This window comes from [Clostridium] colinum, assembly GCF_940677205.1.
In the GTDB taxonomy this organism is placed as follows: Bacteria; Bacillota; Clostridia; order Lachnospirales; family CAG-274; genus Tyzzerella; species Tyzzerella colina.
The window spans coordinates 339,733-364,136 of sequence record NZ_OW712331.1; the positions used below are offsets into that span (position 1 = coordinate 339,733).

Genomic DNA, 24,404 nt, shown 5'->3' on the forward strand with positions numbered 1-24,404 from the left:
TATGAAAATTACAAGTTTAATAAACATTAAATCTATAGACCTTAATGCTTCTGTAAATAGCAAAATAGATGCTATAGATATGCTCGTAAATTTAATGGCTAAAGGTGGAAATGTTAAAGACAAAGAAGCCTATAAACAAGCTATTTTACAAAGAGAAGAAAGCTCAACAACAGGTATAGGAGATGAAATAGCTATTCCACATGCTAAAACAGAAGCTATTTCAAATGCGGGTGTTGCTGTAATGGTTGTTAAAGACGGAGTTGATTATGAAGCTTTAGATGGGCAAAAAACAAAACTGTTATTTATGATAGGGGCTCCAGCTAGTGGTGGAGATACACATTTACAAGTTTTAAGCAAACTTTCAACACTTATTATGACACCAAATTTTAAAGATAGTATTTTATCTGCTAAATCTCCACAAGAGATTTTAGATATTATAAATAAATTTGAACAAGAAAAATTTGAAGAAAAAGAAGAAAATAATCAAAGTTTAGGAGATTATGAAGTTCTTTGTGTTACTGCTTGTCCAACAGGAATAGCACATACTTTTATGGCGGCAGAAGCTCTTGAAAATAAGGCTAAAGAAAAGGGAATTAAAGTTAAAGTAGAAACAAATGGGTCTTCTGGAGCTAAAAATATTTTAACTGAAGAAGAAATAAAAAATGCAAAATGTATTATTGTTGCAGCCGATAAAAAAGTTGAAATGAACAGATTTAATGGTAAAAAAGTAATACAAGTTAGAGTTTCTGAAGGTATTAAAAATCCTGAAAAATTACTTGACAAAGCAATGGCAGGAGATGCACCTATATTTAACGCATCAAATGTTGTAAATAATAGCGAAGAAATAGAAAAAGAAACAGTTGGTAGAAAAATATACAAAGATTTAATGAATGGTGTTTCTCATATGTTGCTATTTGTTATTGGTGGAGGTATATTAATTGCTTTAGCATTTTTATTTGATAATTTTGAAATAGACCCAAGTAATTTTGGTTCTAATACTCCTTTTGCAGCTTTTCTTAAAAAGACTGGTGATGCCGCATTTGCCTTTATGTTACCTGTTCTTTCTGGATATATTGCAATGAGTATTGGAGATAGACCAGCTCTTGTAGTAGGGTTTGTTGGAGGATATTTAGCTAGCATAGGTGGTTCAGGATTTTTAGGTGCTTTATTATCAGGATTTATTGCAGGATATTTAATAATATTCTTAAAAAAGGCTTTAAATATATTACCTCAAGCTTTAGATGGTATAAAATCTATTTTGTTATATCCAGTATTAGGTATACTTTTAATGGGTGCTATTATAACATTTATTGTTAATCCTCCAGTTTCTTGGTTTAACATTTCTCTTAGCAATTTACTTAGCAATATGGGAAATAGTAGTAAAGTATTACTTGGAGCAGTTCTTGGGCTTATGATGGCAATTGATTTTGGTGGGCCTATAAATAAAGCTGCTTATGTTTTTGGAACAGCTCAAATTGCAGAAGGAAACTATCATATTATGGCTCCAGTTATGATTGGTGGTATGGTACCTCCTTTAGCAATAGCAATAGCTACTTTTATATTTAAAAATAAATTTACAAAAAAAGAAAGAGAATCTGGCATTACTAACTTTGTTATGGGGTTATCTTTTATCACAGAAGGAGCAATTCCTTTTGCAGCATCAGACCCATTAAGAGTTATACCAGCTTGTGCTATAGGTTCTGGTGTTGCTGGAGCATTATCTATGTTATTTGATTGTTCTTTAAGAGCTCCACATGGTGGTATATTTGTTTTTCCAGTGGTTGGCAACCCTCTTATGTATCTAGTTGCTTTAATAGTTGGTTCTATTGTTGGAGCTATATTATTAGGTATTTTTAAGAAAAATGTAAATGAATAAAAATAGAATAAAATAACTTATATATTTTTTTATGACTTTAGGGTGTAGAATTTGTCTACACCCTTTTAAAAAAGTTGATTTTTGCATAAGGACAAAGTTATATAAATCTAGCTTTTTATATAATTTAAGCCAAAGCCATATTTTGTTATTAAAATTTTTATACAGAGTATAAAATCAAAAATAAAAAGTATAAAAATCTTTCTTTTAAAGACTTTTATACTTTTTATTTTATTGTATAGAACAATATATTTATCTAATCGATAGGAGCTTGATAAAACCTTCCATAAAATTGTTCTGTTTTAAAGCTGTTAATTATTATATATGGGTCTACCATTTGCATAGTTTCTACTATTTCTGGTACTTCATAAGCAGATACAACAGTGTGTATTACTGTAACATTTTTTTTGCTATAGCCACCAATAGCATCTACACAAGACAGACCGTGTCTAAAGTTTTTAATATATGCTTCTATTACTTCTTTTGGTTTACAAGTAGTCATTTGTAATGTAACACGTACATATCTTTGATGGAATGTTGATATAGTTCTAGTTGTTACATATTGAAATAATATAGAATATCCAGCCTTGGACCAGCCAAATAAAATACCAAATATACATAATAATACTACGTTAAACATAAAAACATAGTTCCATATAGATTGTCCTTTTTTATTAGATACATATAATGCAATAAAGTCTGTACCACCAGTAGAGGCACGTCCTTTTAAAGCTAGTACAATAGATATACCAAATAAAAAACCACCAAATATAACATTTAATATAGGGTCATTTTTTTCAAAAAATGGTTTAAAATTTACTACTTTTAATAACATACTACTAATAAATACTTGTAGCAAAGAATAAAAAACAAAACGTTTACTAATAGCTCTGTAGCATAAAAGAGCAACAGGTATATTTAAAGCTACTAACAAAAATGATACAGAGATAGAGTGACCAAAAAAAGATGTAGATATTTTATTTATTAACAAAGCAATACCAGTAAAACCACTTGATAATAATCCAGAAGGTTGTATAAATGATTGTATTACAAAAGTTTGCAATATTGCAGATATTATTACTAATGTTAATGTAATTATATGTGCTATTTTTTTATTATTTTTAAGATATTTTTCCATTTTTATTATACTTTTATGCTCCTATTTTAATTATTATATAAATCTTCCATTTTTATTTCTTGTCTATTTTGATAAATTCTTTCTAGCTCTTGAGATAATCTTTCTTCTATATTTTTGCTAATATAATTTATTTCTTTTAATGATTCTTGTAAAATTTTTTCTACATCTAAAAGGCAACTATCGGCATAGCTTATAGCACCATCTCTCATTTCAGTAACATATTCTTTCATTTCTTTTCTTTTATTTTCTTCCATTATTTTGGCAAGCTTTGTTATGTTATGTTCACTAACCATATTTTGAGCTTCTTCTTCTGCCATTTTTATAATTTTATTTGCCTCTAAATTTGCATCTTGTAAAATTTTATCAGCATTATCTATTATTTTTTTAGCTTCTTTTAGCTCTCTTGGAAGATTATATCTAATATCTTCTAATATATTAAAAGCTTCATCTTTATCTATACCTTTTCCACCAAAAAGACTACCACTTTTACTTTCGTTTATTAATGTAAATAATTCATCTATTAAGTCATCTACTTTTGCATATTCTTGCATATTAATACTCTCCTTTATTGACTTTTTCTTCTAATTTATCTTTTACAATTTTTGGTACCATATCATCATATTGACCACCAAATATAGCTATTTCTTTAACTACACTAGAACTTAACCATAAATTTTGAGTATCTGTTGGCATAAACAAAGTTTCTATTTCTTTATTCATTGTTTTATTAGTAAGTGCTATTTGAAATTCGTATTCAAAATCTGTTAATGCTCGTAAACCTCTTATTACTATTTTACAATCCATTTTTTTGCAAAAATCTACCAATAGGCCAGAAAAACTTTCTACCCTTACATTAGGTATATTTTTAGTTAATTCTTTTAACATTTCAATTTTTTCTTGTGTAGAAAACATTGGATTTTTTGAATGATTGTTTAAAACAGCTACAATAAGTGTATCTGTTAGTTTACTAGCTCTAGTTATTATATCTAAATGTCCATTTGTAGGTGGGTCAAAGCTACCGGGATAAACAGCGTTCAAAAAATTATCCTCCTTTTATCATTTATACTCTAAAAAAACCATTTTAGTCGTTTTATATTCTTTTATTCTATATGTATATAGTTTTTGTAAAATAATTTCTGGTTCGTTTATATGTTGTTCACAAATAATAAAACCATCATTTTTTAAAATTTCATTATCTTCTATTTTTTTTAAAACAGGTAATAAAAGACCTTTATCATAGGGTGGGTCTAAAAAAATTATATCAAATTTTTTATTATTAATAGAAAATTTATTTATTGCATCTAAAGCAGTTAAATTGTAAATTGTAGATTTTTTTTCAAACTTTGCTAAAGATATATTTTGTTTTATTAAATTTATACTATCTTTGTCAGAATCTACAAAGCTAGCATCTTTTGCCCCTCTAGATAGTGCTTCTATACCTATAGCACCACTACCACTAAATAAATCTAAAAAAGAACAATCGTAAAGATAAGGAGCAATTATATTAAATAAAGACTCTTTTATTCTGTCAGTAGTTGGTCTAGTATTTAAACCTTGTGGAGATTTAAGCTTTAAACCTCTAGCAGAGCCAGAAATAACTCTCATATATATTTTCCTTTCAACATAAATTATTCTTTTTTAATTATAACTAATTTCTATGTATTAGTAAAGTGAAAAAATATAAAAATAATTACAATTTTTATAAAAAATAGACAAAAAAATACAATATAGCAAATGTAAATTTATGTTAATTTTCTACAATGAAATATTATTTTCAATATTATTAAAAAATTGCTCAATTTTTTCTTTTAAAAGCTTATTTTTATCGCTTAAAAGCATAGGGTCTTTTTTATATAGATTTATAGAGGCTTTTTGCACTTGTTTTAAGATTTCTATATCTTTATAGAGATTAGCTATTTTCATATCTGGCAAACCGTGTTGCCTTGTACCAAAAAAGTCACCTGTACCTCTAAGTTGTAAGTCTTTTTCACTTAGTACAAATCCATCACTATATTTTACTAAAGTATCTAATCTTTCTTTAGACTGTTTATTTTTAGTATCACTTATTAATACACAATATGATTTATCACTACCTCGTCCAACACGACCTCTAAGCTGATGAAGCTGTGATATACCAAATCTTTCGGCGTTTTCTATAATCATTATTGTAGCATTAGGCACATTTATACCAACCTCTATAACAGTTGTAGATACTAAGACATCTATTTCACCTTTATAAAATTTTTCCATTATTTCTTGTTTTTCATTGTTTTTCATTTTACCGTGTATACATTCTATATTATAATTTAAAAATACCTCTTCTTTTAATTGTTGTGTGTACGATAAAACGGCTTTAAGCTCCATTTTCTCATTTTCTTCTATCATAGGGCATATAATATAAGATTGCCTTTTTTCATCGGCATTTTTTTTAATAAAATTATATATCCTAGGATAATATGTGGAATTTACAAAAATAGTATCTATTTTTTGTCTACCAGGAGGCAGTTTATCTATAATAGATATATCTAAATCACCATATAAAATAAGAGCTAATGTTCGAGGAATAGGCGTTGCTGTCATAACCAATGTATGAGGAGTTTCTCCTTTTTTTGATAGAAATTCTCGCTGTTTAACACCAAATCTATGTTGCTCATCTGTTATAACTGTTCCTAAATTATTAAATATTACTTTGTCTTGTATAATAGCGTGAGTTCCTATTATTATTTTGGCTTCGCCAGATTGTATTAGTTCATAGTTTTCTTTTTTTTCTTTAGCTTTTTGACTACCAGATAAGAATACACATTTTATATTTAGCTTATCAAATATATTTTTAAAGCTTTCAAAATGTTGGCTTGCTAAAACATCTGTTGGAGCCATTATAGCTGCCTGATAACCATTATTTACAGTTATATAGGCTAATATTTGGGCAATAACTGTTTTACCTGAACCTACATCTCCTTGTATTAGCCTATTCATAGCCTTATTTTTATTTAAATCTTCTATTATATCTTTTAAAACTTTATCTTGAGAATCTGTAAGTTTAAAAGGTAGTACATCTAAAATAGCATTAATATTTGTATTTTTTATACTTACATTACATTTTTTATGCTCTACAATACCTTTTAGTTGTAAAAGTTTTGTTTGTAGTAAAAATAATTCTTCAAAAACTAGTCTTTTTCTTGCCATAAAAAAACTTTTATTATCTTTAGGAAAATGTATATTTTCTATTGCAAATATTCTATCACACAGATTATTTTCTCTTAATATGTCTTCTGGTAAAAATTCTTCTATTTGGTTTTTAACAAGGCATAAAGTCTGGTTTATAAGCTCTCTAAAAAGTTTTTGAGAAAATTTATAAGTAGAAGCATATATAGGAACTATTCTTCCATTTGACAAAAGCTCTTTATTATCTATTATTTCATACTCTGGAGCTTTCATTTGTCTTCTACCATATTTTTCTATTACTTTGCCAGTAAAAATATAATCAGATTTATATTTTATGGTATTTTTTAAATAAGGTTGATTAAACCATACTATTTCTAAAAATTCACTACCATCATATATACGTATTTTTGTGATAGAAGTATGCTTAATTTTCATTGTTTCTGGTTTAGATACAACTTTTCCTTTTACTGTATTTATTTTATTTAATTCTATATCTTTTATTTTACATATATTACTTCTATCATCATAATCTCGTGGGAAATATTCTATAAGGTCATTTACAGTAAAAATATTTAATTTTTCTAGCTTTTTAGCACGTTCTTGGCCTATATTTTTTATATTTATAATACTATCAGAAAGTAGCATTTTTACCTCCTTATATATTTTAAAAGGAGCTAAAAAGCTCCCTTTAAAATTAATTATATTTAATTTAATTATTCAACCGAAATTATATAGTAATATAAAGGTTGACCTCCGTTAATAATTTCTATATCAACATAATCATAATTTTCACTAATATATTCTTCTAATAAACTAGCTTGTTCTTCTTTTATATCTTCTCCAAAATATATTGTTATTACACTAGCTTCTTCAGACTTTTGTAGCATAGCATCTATAAGCTTTTTAGCACCATCTTGTATATCTTTAGATACATTATTAATTTTACCTTCAAGCATACATAAAATGTCATTTTCTTTTATATCAAAATTATCAATCTTTGTTTCTCTAACGGCAAATGTAACTTGACCAGTAGATACATTTTTTATAGCATTTTCGATATTTTTAATATTTTCTTCTAAGCTAACATTAGGAAGAAAGCTTGTGAGAGCAGAAAAACCTTGAGTTATACTGATAGTATCTATAACACATATATTCTTTTTATCATAGGCTTCTTTTGCCTGCTTAGCTGCTAATATAATATTTTTATTATTAGGTAATATAAATACATTTTTAGCATTAACCTTTTCTACAGCAAGTAATATATCTTCTATACTAGGGTTCATAGTTTGACCACCTTGTATAATTTCATCTACACCAAATTCTTTAAAAAGGTTATTTATACCATCACCTATAGATACTGCAACAAATCCAAACTCTTTTTGATTTTCTTTATTTTTTTCTTCTTTTACATTAAAATCTATAAGGTTTGTATGTTGTGTTCTCATATTTTCTATTTTTATATTATCGAGGCTTCCAATTAACAAAGCTCTCTCTAAAACTTTACCAGGATTATCTGTATGAACGTGAATTTTTATAAAGTCATCATCACTAGCTAATACAATAGAATCTCCAATACTTTCTAAAAAAGATTTTAAATCTTTTTCTATTTCTTCATTATTGTTGTTAAGATTAATAAAAAATTCTGTACAATACCCATATTTTATTTCTACATTTTCTGTATTATTAGGTAAGTTATTTTCTTTAGAAGGAGTAATATCAAGCTCTACATAATCATTATTGTCAAACAAACCACCTTCTAATATACTTAAAAGACCTTTACCACCAGCATCTACAACACCAGCTTGTTTAAGCTCTGGTAACATATTAACAGTTTTATCTAGTATAGTATTTGCATAAGATATTACCTCTTGCATCATTTCTATAATATCATCTGTTTTATTAGCCATTTCTAAAGACTTTTCACTTATAGCTTTAGATATAGTAAGAATAGTACCTTCTTTTGGCTTCATAACAGCTTTATAGGCTGTTTCCATACCTTTTGTAAAAGCATTTGCTATATCTTTTGCATTTGCTATATCTTTTCCTTCTAATGCTTTGGAAAATCCTCTAAATAACTGAGATAAAATAACTCCAGAATTACCTCTAGCACCTCTTAAAGACCCAGAAGATAAAGCCTTTGAAACATCATATATATTTGGTGAATTTATTTTTGATACTTCTTTAGCAGCAGAGATAACTGTTAAAGACATATTTGTACCAGTATCTCCATCTGGTACTGGAAAAACATTTAAAGCATCTACTTTTTCTCTATTTTTATTAAGTCTGTTAGCCCCCGATATAATAAATTTCTTTAGTTTATACCCATCTAGCATTAATAGTTTCAATTGTTACATCCTCCAATTTTTAATCTTTTATTTTTATACCTTCAACAAATATGTTTATACAAGAAACATTCATACTTGTAGCTTCTTCTACTTTATATTTTACAGTACTTATTATAGTTTCTGCCACAGCTTTTATATTAGTACCATATTTTACAATAATATGTAAATCTATGATAAGTTTATTGTCTTCTATTTTAAGCTTTACACCTTTTGTAAGGCTTTCTATTTTTAAAAGCTTTACAATACCATCTTTCATATTTTTACTTGCCATACCAACTATTCCATAACATTCTGTCGTAGCAAGCCCTGCTATTTTAGCAATAGCTTCTGGTTCTATATTAATTGTACCTAATTCATTTTCTATATTAGCTATCATATGCTTACCTCCGTATAAAGTTTTATTATATTATACACCAAAAGGAATATATTTATCAACTATTTACTTTATTTATCTTATATATAGTTAAATTTTTACTTTATTTTTAGAAATAATTAGATTTTAAATATATTGTAGAAAATAATTGTATTAACTCGATACGTATGATATAATCTTATGAAGAATAGTTATATAAACTATTTTTTATTATTTAAGAGAAGGGAAGTTTATTTTTTATGAAAAAAAATTTATATTCAAATTTTGTTAGAGCTACAGCAGTTTCTTTAACAGTAGCTTTATCAGGAACAGCTGTTTTTGCAGATACGTATGCTAACAATGCTATTTTAAAAGAAAAGTCTCAAGACAGTGTAAAGTTAATTAAAGTTGATGTAAAAAAATCTACAATTCATCTATATATAAGTAAGGGGTTAAAAGTAGATGAAGCAAATGAAAGATATGGAGACAACAGTGGATTTAGCATCATATCAAAACGAAATGGAAAAGAAGTAAATTTACCAGATAGAGTTACAGATGTTGCTATTGGCAAAATTGGTAAAGAAAGTGTAATAGCTCTTACATTAGGATTTACACCAAAAGATGGTGCGGAATACATATTAGTATATGATTCTGAAAAAGGAAAACTTGAAGATAAAAGCGGAACTGGAAATAAATTAGAATCATTTAAAGTGAATTTAAAAACTGGAACTTTTGATGAAATAGTAGTAAAATCATCAGAAGAAGTAGAAACTAAACTCGAAAAAGAACCTGAAAAATTGCCAATGGTAGAAATAGTACCAAGTATTGAAGAAAGTACAGAAAGTACAACGGAAAGTAAACCAGTGGTAGAAATAGTACCAAGTGTAGAAGAAAGTACAGAAAGTACAACAGAAAGTAAACCAATGGTAGAAATAGTACCAAGTATTGAAGAAAGTACAGAGAGTACAACAGAAAGTAAACCAGTGGTAGAAGTAGTACCAAGTGTAGAAGAAAGTACAGAGAGTACAACAGAAAGTAAACCAGTGGTAGAAGTAGTACCAAGTGTAGAAGAAAGTACAGAAAGTAAACCAGAAAATAAGCCAGTGGTAGAAATGGTACCAAGTGTAGAAGAAAGCACAGAGAGTACAACAGAAAGCAAGCCAATGGTAGAGGTAGTACCAAGTATTGAAGAAAGTACAGAAAGTACAACAGAAAGTAAACCAATGGTAGAAATGGTACCAAGTGTAGAAGAAGGCACAGAAAGTACAACAGAAAGTAAACCAGTGGTAGAAGAACAAATCAGCCAAGAAATAGAAGAAGTTAAAGTAATTAATGAAGAAGAAAAATCAGAAAAAGTTGAAGATATTATTAAATTTGATGATGTTAAAGAAAGTCATTGGGCAAATAAATCTATAAGTAAGTTAGTTAGCGTTGGTGTTATAAAAAATACAGATAGTGATAAATTTAATCCGAATGAAAGCGTAAAAAAATCAGATTTAATAAATATTATTACAGATACTTTAGGAATAGATAAAAAAGAAGAATTAGCTTTAAATAATTTAAATGATGAAGTATTAAGAGAAGATGCTATGGTTATAGTTGCTAAAGCTTTAGAAAGTATAAATATAGATTTAGATAAAAATACATCATCTTTAAATAATTTTAAAGATAAAGACAAAATTTCTAAAGAGTCTGTTGATTATATTTCAGCTTTAGTTAATGCAAATATAATTTGTGGTAGTAATGGGAAACTAAATGTTGAAAAAAATATAACAAAAGCAGAAGTTGCTGTTATTATGGATAGACTTTATGATGTTGTAAACAAATAAATTTAACATTTTTAAGGTTATTTAGTAATGAATAATAAAAAAGATAAAGTTATTTAGTTATAGCTTTATCTTTTTTTATTGTATAAAAATATAAAGCTAAATATAAATTTTATCAAATTAAAAGTTATTAAAAAATTTTTTTAATAGGATTTTTAGTTGTTTTGAATAAAATTTCATACAATATTAAAGTTTAATAAAAAATTATAAAATACACTAATATTATTTATATAAAATATCTAAAATAAATGTGAAAAATCACAATAAATGTGAAAAAAATAAAAATATTTCAATTTGTTTCTAAATCTATTATATATATTGATTAAAATATTAAGACGCATATAATATTAAATAAAGATACATATGTTTTTTAGAAAGGAGTGAAAACTATGTTACAGAAAATTCAAAAATTTGGTGGGGCTATGTTTACACCTGTTTTATTATTTGCTTTTGCTGGAATAGTTATAGGGCTTGGTACATTATTTACCACACAAGCAGTTATGGGGGATTTAGCATTACCAACAAGTTTTTGGTATAAATGTTGGAATGTAATTTTACAAGGTGGTTGGACAGTTTTTAATCAATTACCATTATTATTTGTTGTAGGTCTTCCTATAGGTATGGCAAATAAACAAAATGGTAGATGTGCTATGGAAGCACTTGTTTTATATTTGACATTTCATTATTTTTTAAGTGCTATTTTATCTCAATGGGGAGCTAACTTTGGAGTAGATTTTTCTGCAGAAGTTGGTGGAACAAGCGGATTAACAATGATTGCAAATATTAAAACACTTGATATGGGTATGCTTGGAGCGTTGGGTATATCTTTAGTAGTTATTTATTTACATAATAGATTTTTTGATACAAAATTACCAGAGTGGTTAGGTACTTTTAGTGGTTCAACCTTTATATTTATGATAGGATTTGTTGTTATGCTACCATTAGCGTTAATTTCCGCAATAGTTTGGCCTAAAGTACAAGATATTATGGGGTTATTTCAAGGATTTGTAACTCAAATGGGAGCTTTTGGTATATGGATATTTGTATTTCTTGAAAGGATATTAATACCATTTGGATTACATCATATATTATATTCACCATTTTGGTATGATAATGTTCTTGTTCCTGGAGGACTATATTCTTACTGGGCAACACAATTACCAGATATTGCAGCATCAACAGAGAGCTTAAGAAGTTTGGTGCCAGAGGCTGGATTTACATCTACTGGATTTTCTAAAATATTTGGTTGTCCTGGAGTTGCATTAGCTTTTTATTGTACAGCTAAACCAGAAAAAAAGAAAAAAGTTTTAGGATTATTAATACCTATTACTTTAACAGCAATTTTCTGTGGTGTAACAGAGCCTATTGAATTTACATTTTTATTTATTGCACCAATGTTATTTGTAGTACACGCATTATTGGCGGCGACATTATCAACAACTATGTATTTGGCAGGTATTGTAGGAATACATGCAGGTGGTGCAATAGAAATGGCATCTTTAAACTGGATACCTCTTATGAAAAATCATTGGAGCCAATATTTAATAATGTTATTAATCGGTTTAACATTTACTTTTATATGGTTTGTAGTATTTAGATTTTTAATATTAAAATTTGACTTTAAAACACCAGGCCGTGAAGATGATATGGAAATAAAATTTGGGTCTAAAAAAGAATATAGAGAACAAAAAAATAAAAAAAGTAAAGATAAAAATGATGATAGAGAGTTTGTATTAGCAATTTTAGATGGATTAGGCGGTAAAGAAAATATAGTTGAAGTAACAAATTGTGCAACAAGGTTAAGAGTTAATGTAAAAGATGAAACAATATGTAAAGGTGATGACTATTTTAAACATATAGGTGCTCACGGTTGTTTTTGTAAGGGTAAATCTTATCAAGTTATTATAGGGTTAAATGTTGCATCTGTTAGAGAAGAATTTGAAAAATTTTTATATTGACAAAGGTTGTGATATTTATGTTAGATATTAAAAAAAATACAATAAATAGATATTTTATAATAACTAAAACTCTATTTTTGGTAAGTCCGATTTTATATTTTTTATATTTTTATATGCTATTTAAAAATACCAATATACCTTTTTATGAAGCTATACAAACTAATCCAGTTATTACAATAATGTTTTTAATAGCAATGACTAATCCTTTTATTGCATATATGTTATCAATAATTGAACAAAGGTTAAAGTTGGGAGATATTAAATATGTTGTTTTAAATTTATTATTATTAATTTTATCTCAAATTTTATTCCAAAACATATGGTATATACTAATATTAAGCTTTATGCTATATAAAATAATTAAAACATATAATATTAACATTTTAGACGCTTGTAAATTAAAAAATAATAATAAAATATTTTCATTAATATATGGAAGTATTGCAATAAATATATTAGCTTGTATTTGTTTTTTTGCAAATATAAAAATAAATTAATTTTTAGGAGGAAATAATTATGGAAAATAAAAAATATTCAATTACAGTTGCTGGCGGTGGTAGTACATTTACACCAGGTATTGCATTAATGTTATTAGAAAATCTTGATAGATTTCCAATAAGAAAGATAATATTTTATGATAATGATAAAGAAAGACAAGAGATTATAGCAAAAGCTTGTGAAATATATTTTAAAGAAAATGCACCAGATATAGAATTTAAATATACAACAGAACCAGAAGAAGCATTTACAGACATAGACTTTGTATTAGCTCATATTCGTGTGGGTAAATATGCAATGCGTGAAAAAGATGAAAAAATACCTTTAAAATATGGAGTTGTAGGGCAAGAAACTTGTGGTCCAGGTGGTATAGCTTATGGTATGCGTTCTATAGGTGGCGTTTTAGAAATTCTTGATTATATGGAAAAATATTCTCCTAATGCGTGGATGCTTAACTATTCTAACCCTGCGGCTATTGTTGCTGAAGCTACAAGAAGATTAAAACCAAATTCTAAAATATTAAATATTTGTGATATGCCAATAGATTTAGAAGAAAAAATGGCTCATATGGTTGGGCTTAAGTCTAGAAAAGAAATGCAAGTAGGATATTATGGACTAAACCATTTTGGTTGGTGGCATAAAATATATGATAAAGAAGGAAAAGATTTGATGCCACAAATAAAAAAACATATAGCTGTAAATGGATTTGCAGATGCTTTATCTGATACAAACCAACATGTAGATGAAAGCTGGGTTCATACATTTAAAAAAGCAAAAGATGTTTATGCAGTAGACCCAGAAACTATACCAAATACTTATTTAAAATATTATTTATTTCCAGACTATATAGTAGAAACTTCTAACCCAGAATATACTCGTGCAAATGAAGTTATGGACGGAAGAGAAAAGCATATCTTTGGTATGTGTAGAGAAATTATAGAAAAAGGAACAAGCGTAGGCTGTGGGTTTGAAGCAGATGCACATGCAACTTATATTGTAGATTTAGCTTGTGCTATTGCAAAAAATACTCAAGAAAGATTTTTATTAATAGTAGAAAATGAGGGAGCAATAGAAAATTTTGATAAAACAGCAATGGTTGAAATTCCTTGTATTGTAGGTAGTAATGGATATGAAAAAATATGTCAAGGGGTTATACCTCAGTTTCAAAAAGGACTAATGGAACAACAAGTTAGCGTAGAAAAATTGACAGTTGAAGCGTGGATTGAGGGAAGCTATCAAAAGCTATGGCAAGCTTTGACTTTATCAAAAACTGTCCCTAGCGCTAAAGTAGCTAAACTTATATTAGATGATTTAATAGAGGCTAACAAAGATTATTGGCCAGAGTTGAAATAAATGAGCAAATAATTATATTAAATTATATATTTTTAAAAGGGTGTAGACTTTATCTACATCCTTTTAAAAATATAAAAATTTATCTTTTTTTATTTTAAATTAAAAAGTGTATTTTATTACATAAGAGTTAAATTGAAGGTTATTTGTTATTTATTTTTAGTTTAAAACTATCTATTTTTTTAATATCTTTACTATATATAAGATAATTTAGTTTGTGTAGACAAAGTTTTATATATGTAGTAAAATTAATGTAAAATTATAAAAGGGAGGTATTTATGAGTTTTGATGAACTTGTAAATAAACATTATAATTGTTTAAATCAAAATGATTTATTTATTTTAGAATATATAAAAAATAATAAAAAAGAATGTGAAAATTTATCTATAGATGAACTTGCTTTAAAATGTAATGTATCTAGAACTACTATATTAAGATTTGCTAAAAAATTATCATTAAAAGGTTATAGCGAGCTAAAATTATATCTAAAGCTAGAAAATAAAAAAACTATAAATAGTATAGATAACATAAATTTAGTTTGTAATGCTTATGAGCAAGCTATGTTATATATAAAAAATAAAAATTGTAATGATATTTTTAAATGTATTGACAATGCTAAAAATATTTATTTAATTGGCTTTGGTATGGTACAATCTTCTATAAAAAAAGAGCTAAAGCGAATTTTTATGGCAGCAGGAAAGATATTTTATGATATAAGTGGATATAACGAGGCAGAAATGATTATAAATTTGGCAGATAGTGATGATGTTTTTATACTTATATCTGTTTCTGGAGAAAATGAATTTATTTTAAATTGTGCTAAATATTTAAATATACGTAATATACAAACTATATCTATTACTGAATTAAAAGATAACTCTTTAGCACATATAAGTAGCTATAATTTATATATATCTTCTGTTTCTCTTTCTTCATCATTAAACAATATAGTATATAATTCAGTAGTTTCATATTTTATATTAATTGAAATTTTATTTTTAAAATATATTGAATATAAAAATATAGATAAGAGGTGTGATGGTGGGTATAGAGGAGTTAGTGAACAAAAACTATGAGAAGCTAAACCAAAATGATTTACATATATGTAATTATATATTAAACAACAGAAAAGAATGTATTAATATTAGTATACAAGAATTAGCTAAAAAATGTAGCGTTTCTCATACAAGTATATTTAGGCTTACTACAAAGCTAGGACTTAAAGGCTATAGTGAATTAAAAATATATTTAAAATGGGAAGAAGAGAAAAAAACTAAAATAAAAGAAAATGAACTAGATAAAATATATAATGATTTAATATCTTCTTTAAATATTATAAAAAATAGAGATTGTACAGATATTTTTAATTTATTAGACAATGCAAATAAAATTTATTCTTATGCAAGTGGATCTATTCAAAAAAGTGTTTGTAAATTTTTAAAAAATTCTTTCTTATTTTCAAATAAATTATTAAATGTTATTGAAGGAAGAGAAGAAACGCAGATTGTAATTAAATTTTTACAAAAAGAAGATGTATTTTTTATAATTTCTTTATCAGGAAATGATAAGTTTGTAAATGATTTTGCATTAAAGCTTAAAAATAAAGGTGTAAAAGTTATCTCTATTACTAAAGATGGAAATAATGAACTAGCCCAAATAAGTGATATAAATTTATTTTTTTATACTCATTATATAAAAGACAACGTATTTTCTACATCAGCATTTTTTATGATAAGTGAAATATTAATATTTAAGTATATGCAATATAAAGGATTATAACAGGGGTATGAAAAAAGTAGATTTCTTAATACAACAAAGTCTCGTCTTGTGATTATAATTTTTATATTTACATAAAAAAGAAAAAATTAGTCTAGAATATTTTGTTTTTAGTATATATTTATAATTTATTAAATTGATAAAATAAAAAAAGTAAGCATACAATAAGATTTTTTTAGTATATTTATATAAAAAATATATAAGGAGAAAAAATATGAATTTTCTAAAAAAATCTTTTTTTATTATGCTTATTTTTATATTAGCAGGTTGTTCTAAAAATAAAGAGGATAAAGACGATTATGTAAGTGTACAAGAGAAGTTTGTTAATATGGAGGCTTATTCTTGTAATGCTGAAGTAACATTTTATTCTAACAATGGGGAAAATAAATATAATATAGCTCAACAAGCTAAAAATGATGGTAGATATTACATAGAGGCTACTTCTCCAGATAATGTAAAAGGAAATATAATACTTTTTGATGGTAATATACTTTGGCAATATAATCCGACATTAGATAGTAAAATATCAGTAGGTGATAAAGATAAAATGGCTAGAAAAGAAATTTGTCTTTTTAGTTTTTTAGAAAATCATTTAAAAAGTAAAGATATAGCTTTAGAAACAGCTAATATAGATGACAATGTTTATTCTGTTTTGGAGGCTAAAATACCTGGGGGTAACAAATATTTTGATAGTGAAAAGCTATGGATAAACAATGAAACAAAAGCTCCAGAAAAACTTATTATATATGATACAGAAGGAAAAGAAAGAATTTTAGTTGAATATGATAATTTTATTTATAATCCTCAAATTCAAGATAGCAAATTTGATATAGAAAATATTGCAAAACCAGAAGAAAATTAGTATTATATATTATAATAACTTTAAAAGGGGATAATATATGATAGATTATGAAAGAGTGATAGCGGAAATAAATTTGGACAATATAGCTTATAATATGTCTAATATTAGAAAAAATATAGATAAAAAAACAAAAATAATGGCAATAGTAAAAGCAGATGCTTATGGACACGGAGCAGTTGAGGTAGCAAAAACAGCACTTTATAATGGAGCAGATTGGCTAGGAGTGGCTATAATAGATGAAGCTATAGAGCTTAGAAAAAACAATATATTTGAGCCTATTTTAATTTTAGGGCACACTATGGAACACAAATTTTTACAAGTTATAAGATATAATATAACTCAAACTGTTTTTTCTTATGAAATGGCAAAAAAATTGTCGGATGAGGCAACAAAGATTAAAAAAAGTGTAGATATACATATAAAAATAGACACTGGTATGTCTAGACTTGGATTTTTACCAACAGAAGAAAGCATAGAACAAATAATAGCTATAAAAAAATTACCATACATAAATATAACAGGTATATTTACACATTTTGCAACGTCAGATATGGAAGATAAATCTTTTACTAAAAATCAATTTGAAAAATATAAATATGTTGTAGATATATTAGAAAAAAGAGGATTTGAAAATATTATAAAACATATCTCTAATAGCGGAGCTATATTAGATTTAGAAGAATATAGGCTTGATATGGTTAGAGCAGGGATAATATTATATGGTATGTATCCATCTAATCAAGTTTTAAAAACTATAAACTTAAAACCAGCTATGAGCCTAAAAACTCATATAAGCTATGTTAAAGAAGTAGAAGAAAATGTTAGTGTTAGTTATTGTCGTACATATTTTACAAATAAAAAAACTAAAATAGCAACAATACCAGTTGGTTATGCAGATGGATATGCAAGAGCTTTAAGCAATAAAGCAAGAGTTTTTATAAACGGAGAATATGCAAATGTTATAGGAAATATTTGTATGGACCAATTTATGATAGATGTAACACATATATCTAATATAAAACAAGGAGATATAGCTATTCTTATGGGTGAAGGAATAACAGCGGAAGAAATAGCTTCTTTACAAGGCACTATAAATTATGAAATTGTATGTAATATAGGAAAAAGAGTACCTAGAGTTTATATAAAAAACAATCAATTTTTGAAAATAAAAAAATAGTTTATATAAAAATACTCCCGCAAAAATATTAAATAAAAACGTAGATTAAGTATAAATATTTTTAAATATGTTCATAATAAAGATAACAAATTAGTTAGTAGGTGATATTATGAATATATATATAAAGAACAAAATTAATGCGGAGTGTGAAAAAATATGATTGTGAAAAGAGGGGATATATTTTATGCAGATTTAAGCCCTGTTATAGGCTCCGAACAGGGGGGCGTTAGGCCAATTTTAATTATACAAAATGATATAGGAAATAGATATAGCCCAACTGTTATTTGTGCGGCTATAACATCTCAAATAAACAAGGCTAAATTGCCAACACATATAGAAATAGATTGTACAAAATATCCTTTAATAAAAGATTCTGTAGTTTTGTTAGAACAAGTAAGAACTATTGATAAAAAAAGAATGAAAGAAAAAATAGGCCATTTAGATGATACTATAATGAGTAAAGTAGACAAAGCGTTGTTAATTAGCTTGGGACTTAATACATAAGCCAAGGTTAAAGATAAAATCTTTAGCTTTTTTAAAACTATAAAAACTTTCATAATCTTAAATAAATTGTAATTCATAATTGAATTTGTCTATAGCTCAAACTATCCACAATATTTGTTAATATATTGTGGATAGTTTTAATATTTAAAAATAAGTTATCAACATTTAGGATATAGAAAGAGTTTAGAGAAAGTCTACACTTTTTTAATAAAAAAAGGCTTATCTTTTTGAATGAACTGTATTAAAAAATTTGATTTTATTGTAAAAAAGAAAAAGTGTATAAAAATTTATTTTTAATACGATTTTAAGTAAAGCTCCTTATTATTTATATTTTATTTCATATTTATCTATATAATATTTTTATACTGTTTTTTATTTTTATTATTTATAATAATTTAAAATATCTTAAGGGTTTATAATATTATATGTAATTTTTTAAATGTTAGCTTAAAAAAATTAAAAAATTTTAAATTATTATGTAATAAAATTTTTTAAAATATTAATAAAAAAGTATTGACATGAAAAATGTATTATGATATTATAATCAAGTCGCTAAAATAAAGTTGTTAAGAAAAAGAAAAAATGTAAAAAAGATGAAAAAAGTTCTTGACAATATGAAAGATAAGTGATAAACTAATTAAGTCGCTAAAACGACGATAAATCAAAAGTCAAGTAAATAAAATAAAAAGTGCTTGACAAAAATGAAAAAAATGTTATAATAGAACAAGTAACTAATAAAATTTACAAAAAATGAGATTAGTTAAAGATATTATAAAAAATTGAACATTGAAAACTAAATAATCAAAAAGTGAATTAGACAACCCGAAAAATTCAAGTGAGAAAAAACACTAAAAAAGAGAAAAAGTCAGAGTAATCTGAGCGAATTAAACTTAAAGTTTAAAGAATTAAAATGAGAGTTTGATCCTGGCTCAGGATGAACGCTGGCGGCGTGCCTAACACATGCAAGTCGAGCGGAGTTTTATGGGAGCTTGCTTTTATAAAATTTAGCGGCGGACGGGTGAGTAACGCGTGGGTAACCTGCCCTATACACAGGGATAACATTGAGAAATTGATGCTAATACCTGATAAGCCAACAAGTAGGCATCTGCAAGTTGGAAAAACTGAGGTGGTATAGGAGGGGCCCGCGTCTGATTAGCTAGTTGGTGGGGTAAAGGCCTACCAAGGCGACGATCAGTAGCCGACCTGAGAGGGTGATCGGCCACATTGGAACTGAGACACGGTCCAAACTCCTACGGGAGGCAGCAGTGGGGAATATTGCACAATGGGGGGAACCCTGATGCAGCAACGCCGCGTGAAGGAAGAAGTATTTCGGTATGTAAACTTCTATCGACAGGGAAGAAATAAATGACGGTACCTGAATAAGAAGCACCGGCTAAATACGTGCCAGCAGCCGCGGTAATACGTATGGTGCAAGCGTTATCCGGATTTACTGGGTGTAAAGGGTGAGTAGGCGGTTATGCAAGTCATATGTGAAATTCTGGGGCTCAACCTCAGGGCTGCATAAGAAACTGTGTAACTAGAGTACAGGAGAGGTAAGCGGAATTCCTAGTGTAGCGGTGAAATGCGTAGATATTAGGAAGAACACCGGTGGCGAAGGCGGCTTACTGGACTGAAACTGACGCTGAGTCACGAAAGCGTGGGAGCGAACAGGATTAGATACCCTGGTAGTCCACGCCGTAAACGATGAGTGCTAGGTGTTGGGAAGAGATTCTCGGTGCCGCAGCAAACGCAATAAGCACTCCACCTGGGGAGTACGACCGCAAGGTTGAAACTCAAAGGAATTGACGGGGACCCGCACAAGCGGTGGAGCATGTGGTTTAATTCGAAGCAACGCGAAGAACCTTACCTAAACTTGACATCCCGATGACAATCTGTGTAATGCAGACTTTCTTCGGAACATCGGTGACAGGTGGTGCATGGTTGTCGTCAGCTCGTGTCGTGAGATGTTGGGTTAAGTCCCGCAACGAGCGCAACCCCTATTCTTAGTAGCCAGCAATTCGGATGGGCACTCTAGGGAGACTGCCGTGGATAACACGGAGGAAGGTGGGGATGACGTCAAATCATCATGCCCCTTATGTTTAGGGCTACACACGTGCTACAATGGCTGTAACAAAGTGAAGCAAGATAGTGATATGGAGCAAAGCACAAAAAAGCAGTCCCAGTTCGGATTGTAGTCTGCAACTCGACTACATGAAGTTGGAATCGCTAGTAATCGCGAATCAGAATGTCGCGGTGAATACGTTCCCGGGTCTTGTACACACCGCCCGTCACACCATGGGAGTTGGAAGCGCCCGAAGCCTGTGACCTAACCGCAAGGGAGGAGCAGTCGAAGGTGAAGCCAGTGACTGGGGTGAAGTCGTAACAAGGTAGCCGTATCGGAAGGTGCGGCTGGATCACCTCCTTTCTAAGGAAAAAGGGAAGCTAATTCATTGATTATTTAGTTTTGAGTGTTTAAAACGTATTAATTTTACAAAGTAAAATTATATACACACTCACATATATTGTACATTGAAAATTAAATAACAAACACAACGCGATAAAGTTTGAGAAAACGATATCGTGAGCCAGACAAAAATGTTTAAGAGGTAAAAGCAAGAAATAAAAGTTTTTCCGAAAAAAGATTTAAACAATATCTCGGTGAATAAATAAAGAAACCGAAAGGTCAAGCTAATAAGAGCAAAGGGTGAATGCCTTGGCATCAAGAACCGAAGAAGGACGTAGAAAGCTGCGAAAAGCCACGAAGAGACGCAAACAGTCAGCGACTCGTGGATATCCGAATGGGGAAACCTAGCAGAGAAAAGCTCTGTTACTGCATACTGAATAAATAGGTATGTAGGGGGAACGTTGTGAACTGAAACATCTAAGTAGCAACAGGAAGAGAAAGAAAAATCGATTTCCTAAGTAGCGGCGAGCGAAAGGGAAGAAGGCCAAACCGACGAGCGTGCTTGTCGGGGTTGAGGACTGCATAATCCATTGACAAAGAATAGTCGAATTGTTTTGGGAAAGCAAACCAAAGAAGGTGAAAGTCCAGTAGACGAAATTTGGAGTCAGGAGGCAGAATCCAGAGTACCACGGGACACGAGAAACCCTGTGGGAAGCCGGGGGGACCACCCCCCAAGCCTAAATATTCCTTGATGACCGATAGTGAAATAGTACTGTGAAGGAAAGGTGAAAAGAACCCCGGGAGGGGAGTGAAAAAGAACCTGAAACCCTTTGTTTACAAACAGTGGGAGTTACAATAGTAACAACTGCGTACTTTTTGTAGAACGGTCCGGCGAGTTACATTTGCAAGCGAGGTTAATTAGTAAGAAGCTAAGAAGCCGAAGGGAAACCAAGTCTGAAAAGGGCGACAAGTTTGTAGGTGTAGACCCGAAACCGGGTGACCTATCCATGAGCAGGTTGAAGTTACCGTAAAAGGTAATGGAGGACCGAACTCGTATCTGTTGAAAAAGGTTGAGATGACTTGTGGATAGCGGAGAAATTCCAATCGAACCCGGAGATAGCTGGTTCTCCTCGAAATAGCTTTAGGGCTAGCCTTGTGTTAATCTACTGGAGGTAAAGCACTGAATTGGTGCGGGGCCTTCGCGGGTTACCAAATCATATCAAACTAAGAATGCCAGAAAGATGATGCACAGGAGTCAGACTATGTGAGATAAGTTTCATAGTCAAAAGGGAAAGAGCCCAGACCGACAGCTAAGGTCCCAAAGTGTGTGTTAAGTGGAAAAGGATGTGAGAATTCGAAGACAACTAGGATGTTGGCTTAGAAGCAGCCACTCATTTAAAGAGTGCGTAACAGCTCACTAGTCGAGAGTTTTTGCGCCGAAAATGTCCGGGGCTAAAACACACCACCGAAGCTACGGAATTGTACGAATGTACAATTGGTAGAGGAGCAATCTGCAAGGATGAAGCCAAACTGAAAGGAATGGTGGACGAAGCAGAAGAGAGAATGCCGGAATGAGTAGCGAGATATATGTGAGAATCATATAGGTCGAATGTCTAAGGTTTCCAGAGTAAAGCTGATCTGCTCTGGGTAAGTCGGGACCTAAGGCGAGGTCGAAAGACGTAGTCGATGGATAACAGGTTTAAATTCCTGTACTACTAATAATCAGAACTGTGGGGACACAGGAGGATAGGAAAACCGAGGAAAGGAAATACTCGGCTAAGCACAAAGCTGTGGATATGATGCAAATCACATATCTAAAGGTGAAGTGTGATAGGGAGTGAAGAAAAGTAGCGAAGTTTCTGAATCCACACTGTCAAGAAAAGCCGCTATAGTGTTATTAGTACCCGTACCGCAAACCGACACAGGTAGACGAGGAGAAAATCCACAGACCGACGGGAGAAGTGTTGTTAAGGAACTCGGCAAAATGACCCCGTAACTTAGGGAGAAGGGGAGCCTACGAGAGTAGGCCACAGAGAAGAGGCTCAAGCGACTGTTTAGCAAAAACACAGGTCTCTGCTAAACCGAAAGGTGAAGTATAGGGGCTGACACCTGCCCGGTGCTGGAAGGTCAAAAGGAGAGGTTAGGAGCAATCCGAAGCTTTGAATTCAAGCCCCAGTAAACGGCGGCCGTAACTATAACGGTCCTAAGGTAGCGAAATTCCTTGTCAGGTAAGTTCTGACCCGCACGAAAGGTGTAACGATTTGAGCACTGTCTCGACAACACGCCCGGTGAAATTGAAGAACCAGTGAAGATACTGGTTACCCGCAACAGGACGGAAAGACCCCATGGAGCTTTACTGCAGCTTAATATTGGGATTCGGTATTACATGTACAGGATAGGAGGGAGACTGAGAAGCCAGTACGCCAGTATTGGTGGAGTCGATGTTGGGATACCTCTCTTGTAGTATTGGATTTCTAACCTGCTTCTGTGATCCAGAAGAGGGACATTGTTAGGCGGGCAGTTTGACTGGGGCGGTCGCCTCCGAAAGAGTAACGGAGGCGCTCAAAGGTCTTCTCAGAATGATTGGAAACCATTCAAAGAGTGTAAAGGCAGAAGAAGGCTTGACTGCGAGAGCGACGGTTCGAGCAGGTACGAAAGTAGGACTTAGTGATCCGGTGGTAACAAGTGGGAGTGCCATCGCTTAACGGATAAAAGCTACCCTGGGGATAACAGGCTTATCTCCCCCAAGAGTTCACATCGACGGGGAGGTTTGGCACCTCGATGTCGGCTCATCGCATCCTGGGGCTGAAGTAGGTCCCAAGGGTTGGGCTGTTCGCCCATTAAAGCGGTACGCGAGCTGGGTTCAGAACGTCGTGAGACAGTTCGGTCCCTATCCGTTGTGGGCGTAGGAAATTTGAGAGGAGCTGTCCTTAGTACGAGAGGACCGGGATGGACGAACCGCTGGTGTATCTGTTGGTAACCAATGCCACGGCAGAGTAGCCAAGTTTGGAAAGGATAAACGCTGAAGGCATCTAAGCGTGAAGCCAACCTCAAGACTAGATTTCCATTGCCTAGTGCAAGTAAGACCCCTTGAAGACGACGAGGTTGATAGGCCTAAGGTGTAAGTACGGTAACGTATTCAGCTGATAGGTACTAATGGTCGAGTGCTTGTCCAA

General features: G+C 30.1%; 17 protein-coding genes and 2 rRNA genes. 12 read left to right on the forward strand and 7 right to left on the reverse strand.

All coding sequences use genetic code 11. The features are described 5' to 3' along the window. The first annotated feature begins 1 nt into the window (after nt 1). Nucleotides 2–1,876, forward strand: coding sequence for a PTS fructose transporter subunit IIABC (locus tag NBW53_RS01635; RefSeq protein ID WP_250278388.1), 1,875 nt, complete (start codon nt 2–4; stop codon nt 1,874–1,876). A 253-nt stretch (nt 1,877–2,129) separates the two neighbouring features. Here NBW53_RS01635 and NBW53_RS01640 read toward each other — a convergent pair whose 3' ends face one another. From NBW53_RS01640 to NBW53_RS01670, 7 genes are all read right to left on the reverse strand, one after another. After that, nucleotides 2,130–3,011 (reverse strand): YitT family protein, encoded by an 882-nt coding sequence (locus tag NBW53_RS01640; protein ID WP_250278389.1) that lies wholly within the window; start codon nt 3,009–3,011, stop codon nt 2,130–2,132. Between the two features lie 26 nt (nt 3,012–3,037). Then, nucleotides 3,038–3,562 (reverse strand): hypothetical protein, encoded by a 525-nt coding sequence (locus NBW53_RS01645; protein ID WP_250278390.1) that lies wholly within the window; start codon nt 3,560–3,562, stop codon nt 3,038–3,040. A gap of 1 nt (nt 3,563) precedes the next feature. Next, nucleotides 3,564–4,049: a pantetheine-phosphate adenylyltransferase gene (gene coaD / locus NBW53_RS01650; RefSeq protein WP_250278391.1), complete on the reverse strand. Its 486-nt coding sequence runs from the start codon at nt 4,047–4,049 to the stop codon at nt 3,564–3,566. An 18-nt stretch (nt 4,050–4,067) separates the two neighbouring features. Further along, a complete protein-coding gene (gene rsmD, locus NBW53_RS01655; RefSeq protein ID WP_250278392.1) occupies nt 4,068–4,616 on the reverse strand; it encodes a 16S rRNA (guanine(966)-N(2))-methyltransferase RsmD in 549 nt (182 codons plus the stop codon). Between the two features lie 150 nt (nt 4,617–4,766). Next, complete coding sequence (gene recG, locus NBW53_RS01660) at nt 4,767–6,821, reverse strand: ATP-dependent DNA helicase RecG (protein ID WP_250278393.1); 2,055 nt, start codon at nt 6,819–6,821, stop codon at nt 4,767–4,769. A 68-nt stretch (nt 6,822–6,889) separates the two neighbouring features. Then, on the reverse strand, nt 6,890–8,521 hold the full coding sequence (locus NBW53_RS01665) for a DAK2 domain-containing protein (RefSeq protein WP_250278394.1): 1,632 nt from the start codon (nt 8,519–8,521) through the stop codon (nt 6,890–6,892). 19 nt (nt 8,522–8,540) lie between these two features. Further along, nucleotides 8,541–8,897 carry an Asp23/Gls24 family envelope stress response protein gene (locus NBW53_RS01670; RefSeq protein WP_250278395.1) on the reverse strand — a complete coding sequence of 119 codons (357 nt, stop codon included), beginning with the start codon at nt 8,895–8,897 and terminating at the stop codon, nt 8,541–8,543. 236 nt (nt 8,898–9,133) lie between these two features. Between NBW53_RS01670 and NBW53_RS01675 the strand changes: the two genes are divergently transcribed. From NBW53_RS01675 to NBW53_RS01725, 11 genes are all read left to right on the forward strand, one after another. Continuing rightward, complete coding sequence (locus NBW53_RS01675) at nt 9,134–10,702, forward strand: S-layer homology domain-containing protein (RefSeq protein ID WP_250278396.1); 1,569 nt, start codon at nt 9,134–9,136, stop codon at nt 10,700–10,702. 386 nt (nt 10,703–11,088) lie between these two features. After that, nucleotides 11,089–12,657, forward strand: coding sequence for an alpha-glucoside-specific PTS transporter subunit IIBC (locus NBW53_RS01680; RefSeq protein ID WP_250278397.1), 1,569 nt, complete (start codon nt 11,089–11,091; stop codon nt 12,655–12,657). Nucleotides 12,658–12,770: 113 nt separating this feature from the next. Further along, the gene (locus NBW53_RS01685) at nt 12,771–13,154 is read left to right on the forward strand and encodes a hypothetical protein (protein ID WP_250278398.1); all 384 of its coding nucleotides are present in this window, start codon (nt 12,771–12,773) and stop codon (nt 13,152–13,154) included. A gap of 19 nt (nt 13,155–13,173) precedes the next feature. After that, the gene (locus NBW53_RS01690) at nt 13,174–14,508 is read left to right on the forward strand and encodes a 6-phospho-alpha-glucosidase (protein WP_250278399.1); all 1,335 of its coding nucleotides are present in this window, start codon (nt 13,174–13,176) and stop codon (nt 14,506–14,508) included. 275 nt (nt 14,509–14,783) lie between these two features. Continuing rightward, entirely contained in the window at nt 14,784–15,581 is a 798-nt protein-coding gene (locus tag NBW53_RS01695) for a MurR/RpiR family transcriptional regulator (RefSeq protein ID WP_250278400.1), read from the forward strand. Continuing rightward, a complete protein-coding gene (locus tag NBW53_RS01700) occupies nt 15,565–16,284 on the forward strand; it encodes a MurR/RpiR family transcriptional regulator (protein WP_250278401.1) in 720 nt (239 codons plus the stop codon). The genes NBW53_RS01695 and NBW53_RS01700 overlap by 17 nt, the downstream gene beginning before the upstream one ends. Before the next feature lie 211 nt (nt 16,285–16,495). Continuing rightward, nucleotides 16,496–17,143 carry a hypothetical protein gene (locus NBW53_RS01705; RefSeq protein WP_250278402.1) on the forward strand — a complete coding sequence of 216 codons (648 nt, stop codon included), beginning with the start codon at nt 16,496–16,498 and terminating at the stop codon, nt 17,141–17,143. Nucleotides 17,144–17,180: 37 nt separating this feature from the next. Next, the gene (gene alr, locus NBW53_RS01710) at nt 17,181–18,320 is read left to right on the forward strand and encodes an alanine racemase (protein ID WP_250278403.1); all 1,140 of its coding nucleotides are present in this window, start codon (nt 17,181–17,183) and stop codon (nt 18,318–18,320) included. A 156-nt stretch (nt 18,321–18,476) separates the two neighbouring features. Next, a complete protein-coding gene (locus NBW53_RS01715; protein WP_250278404.1) occupies nt 18,477–18,824 on the forward strand; it encodes a type II toxin-antitoxin system PemK/MazF family toxin in 348 nt (115 codons plus the stop codon). Nucleotides 18,825–19,730: 906 nt separating this feature from the next. Beyond that, nucleotides 19,731–21,249, forward strand: a 16S ribosomal RNA gene (locus NBW53_RS01720). Between the two features lie 256 nt (nt 21,250–21,505). Then, nucleotides 21,506–24,404, forward strand: a 23S ribosomal RNA gene (locus NBW53_RS01725). The 16S and 23S rRNA genes sit together here, the layout of an rRNA operon.

What these genes read in the sequence shown, in the direction of transcription:
- NBW53_RS01635 (WP_250278388.1), top strand. Translation starts at nt 2, where the DNA reads ATGAAAATTACAAGTTTAATAAACATTAAATCTATAGACCTTAATGCT.
- NBW53_RS01640 (WP_250278389.1), bottom strand. Translation starts at nt 3,011, where the DNA reads ATGGAAAAATATCTTAAAAATAATAAAAAAATAGCACATATAATTACA.
- NBW53_RS01645 (WP_250278390.1), bottom strand. Translation starts at nt 3,562, where the DNA reads ATGCAAGAATATGCAAAAGTAGATGACTTAATAGATGAATTATTTACA.
- rsmD (WP_250278392.1), bottom strand. Translation starts at nt 4,616, where the DNA reads ATGAGAGTTATTTCTGGCTCTGCTAGAGGTTTAAAGCTTAAATCTCCA.
- recG (WP_250278393.1), bottom strand. Translation starts at nt 6,821, where the DNA reads ATGCTACTTTCTGATAGTATTATAAATATAAAAAATATAGGCCAAGAA.
- NBW53_RS01670 (WP_250278395.1), bottom strand. Translation starts at nt 8,897, where the DNA reads ATGATAGCTAATATAGAAAATGAATTAGGTACAATTAATATAGAACCA.
- NBW53_RS01675 (WP_250278396.1), top strand. Translation starts at nt 9,134, where the DNA reads ATGAAAAAAAATTTATATTCAAATTTTGTTAGAGCTACAGCAGTTTCT.
- NBW53_RS01680 (WP_250278397.1), top strand. Translation starts at nt 11,089, where the DNA reads ATGTTACAGAAAATTCAAAAATTTGGTGGGGCTATGTTTACACCTGTT.
- NBW53_RS01685 (WP_250278398.1), top strand. Translation starts at nt 12,771, where the DNA reads ATGCTATTTAAAAATACCAATATACCTTTTTATGAAGCTATACAAACT.
- NBW53_RS01690 (WP_250278399.1), top strand. Translation starts at nt 13,174, where the DNA reads ATGGAAAATAAAAAATATTCAATTACAGTTGCTGGCGGTGGTAGTACA.
- NBW53_RS01695 (WP_250278400.1), top strand. Translation starts at nt 14,784, where the DNA reads ATGAGTTTTGATGAACTTGTAAATAAACATTATAATTGTTTAAATCAA.
- NBW53_RS01705 (WP_250278402.1), top strand. Translation starts at nt 16,496, where the DNA reads ATGAATTTTCTAAAAAAATCTTTTTTTATTATGCTTATTTTTATATTA.
- alr (WP_250278403.1), top strand. Translation starts at nt 17,181, where the DNA reads ATGATAGATTATGAAAGAGTGATAGCGGAAATAAATTTGGACAATATA.
- NBW53_RS01715 (WP_250278404.1), top strand. Translation starts at nt 18,477, where the DNA reads ATGATTGTGAAAAGAGGGGATATATTTTATGCAGATTTAAGCCCTGTT.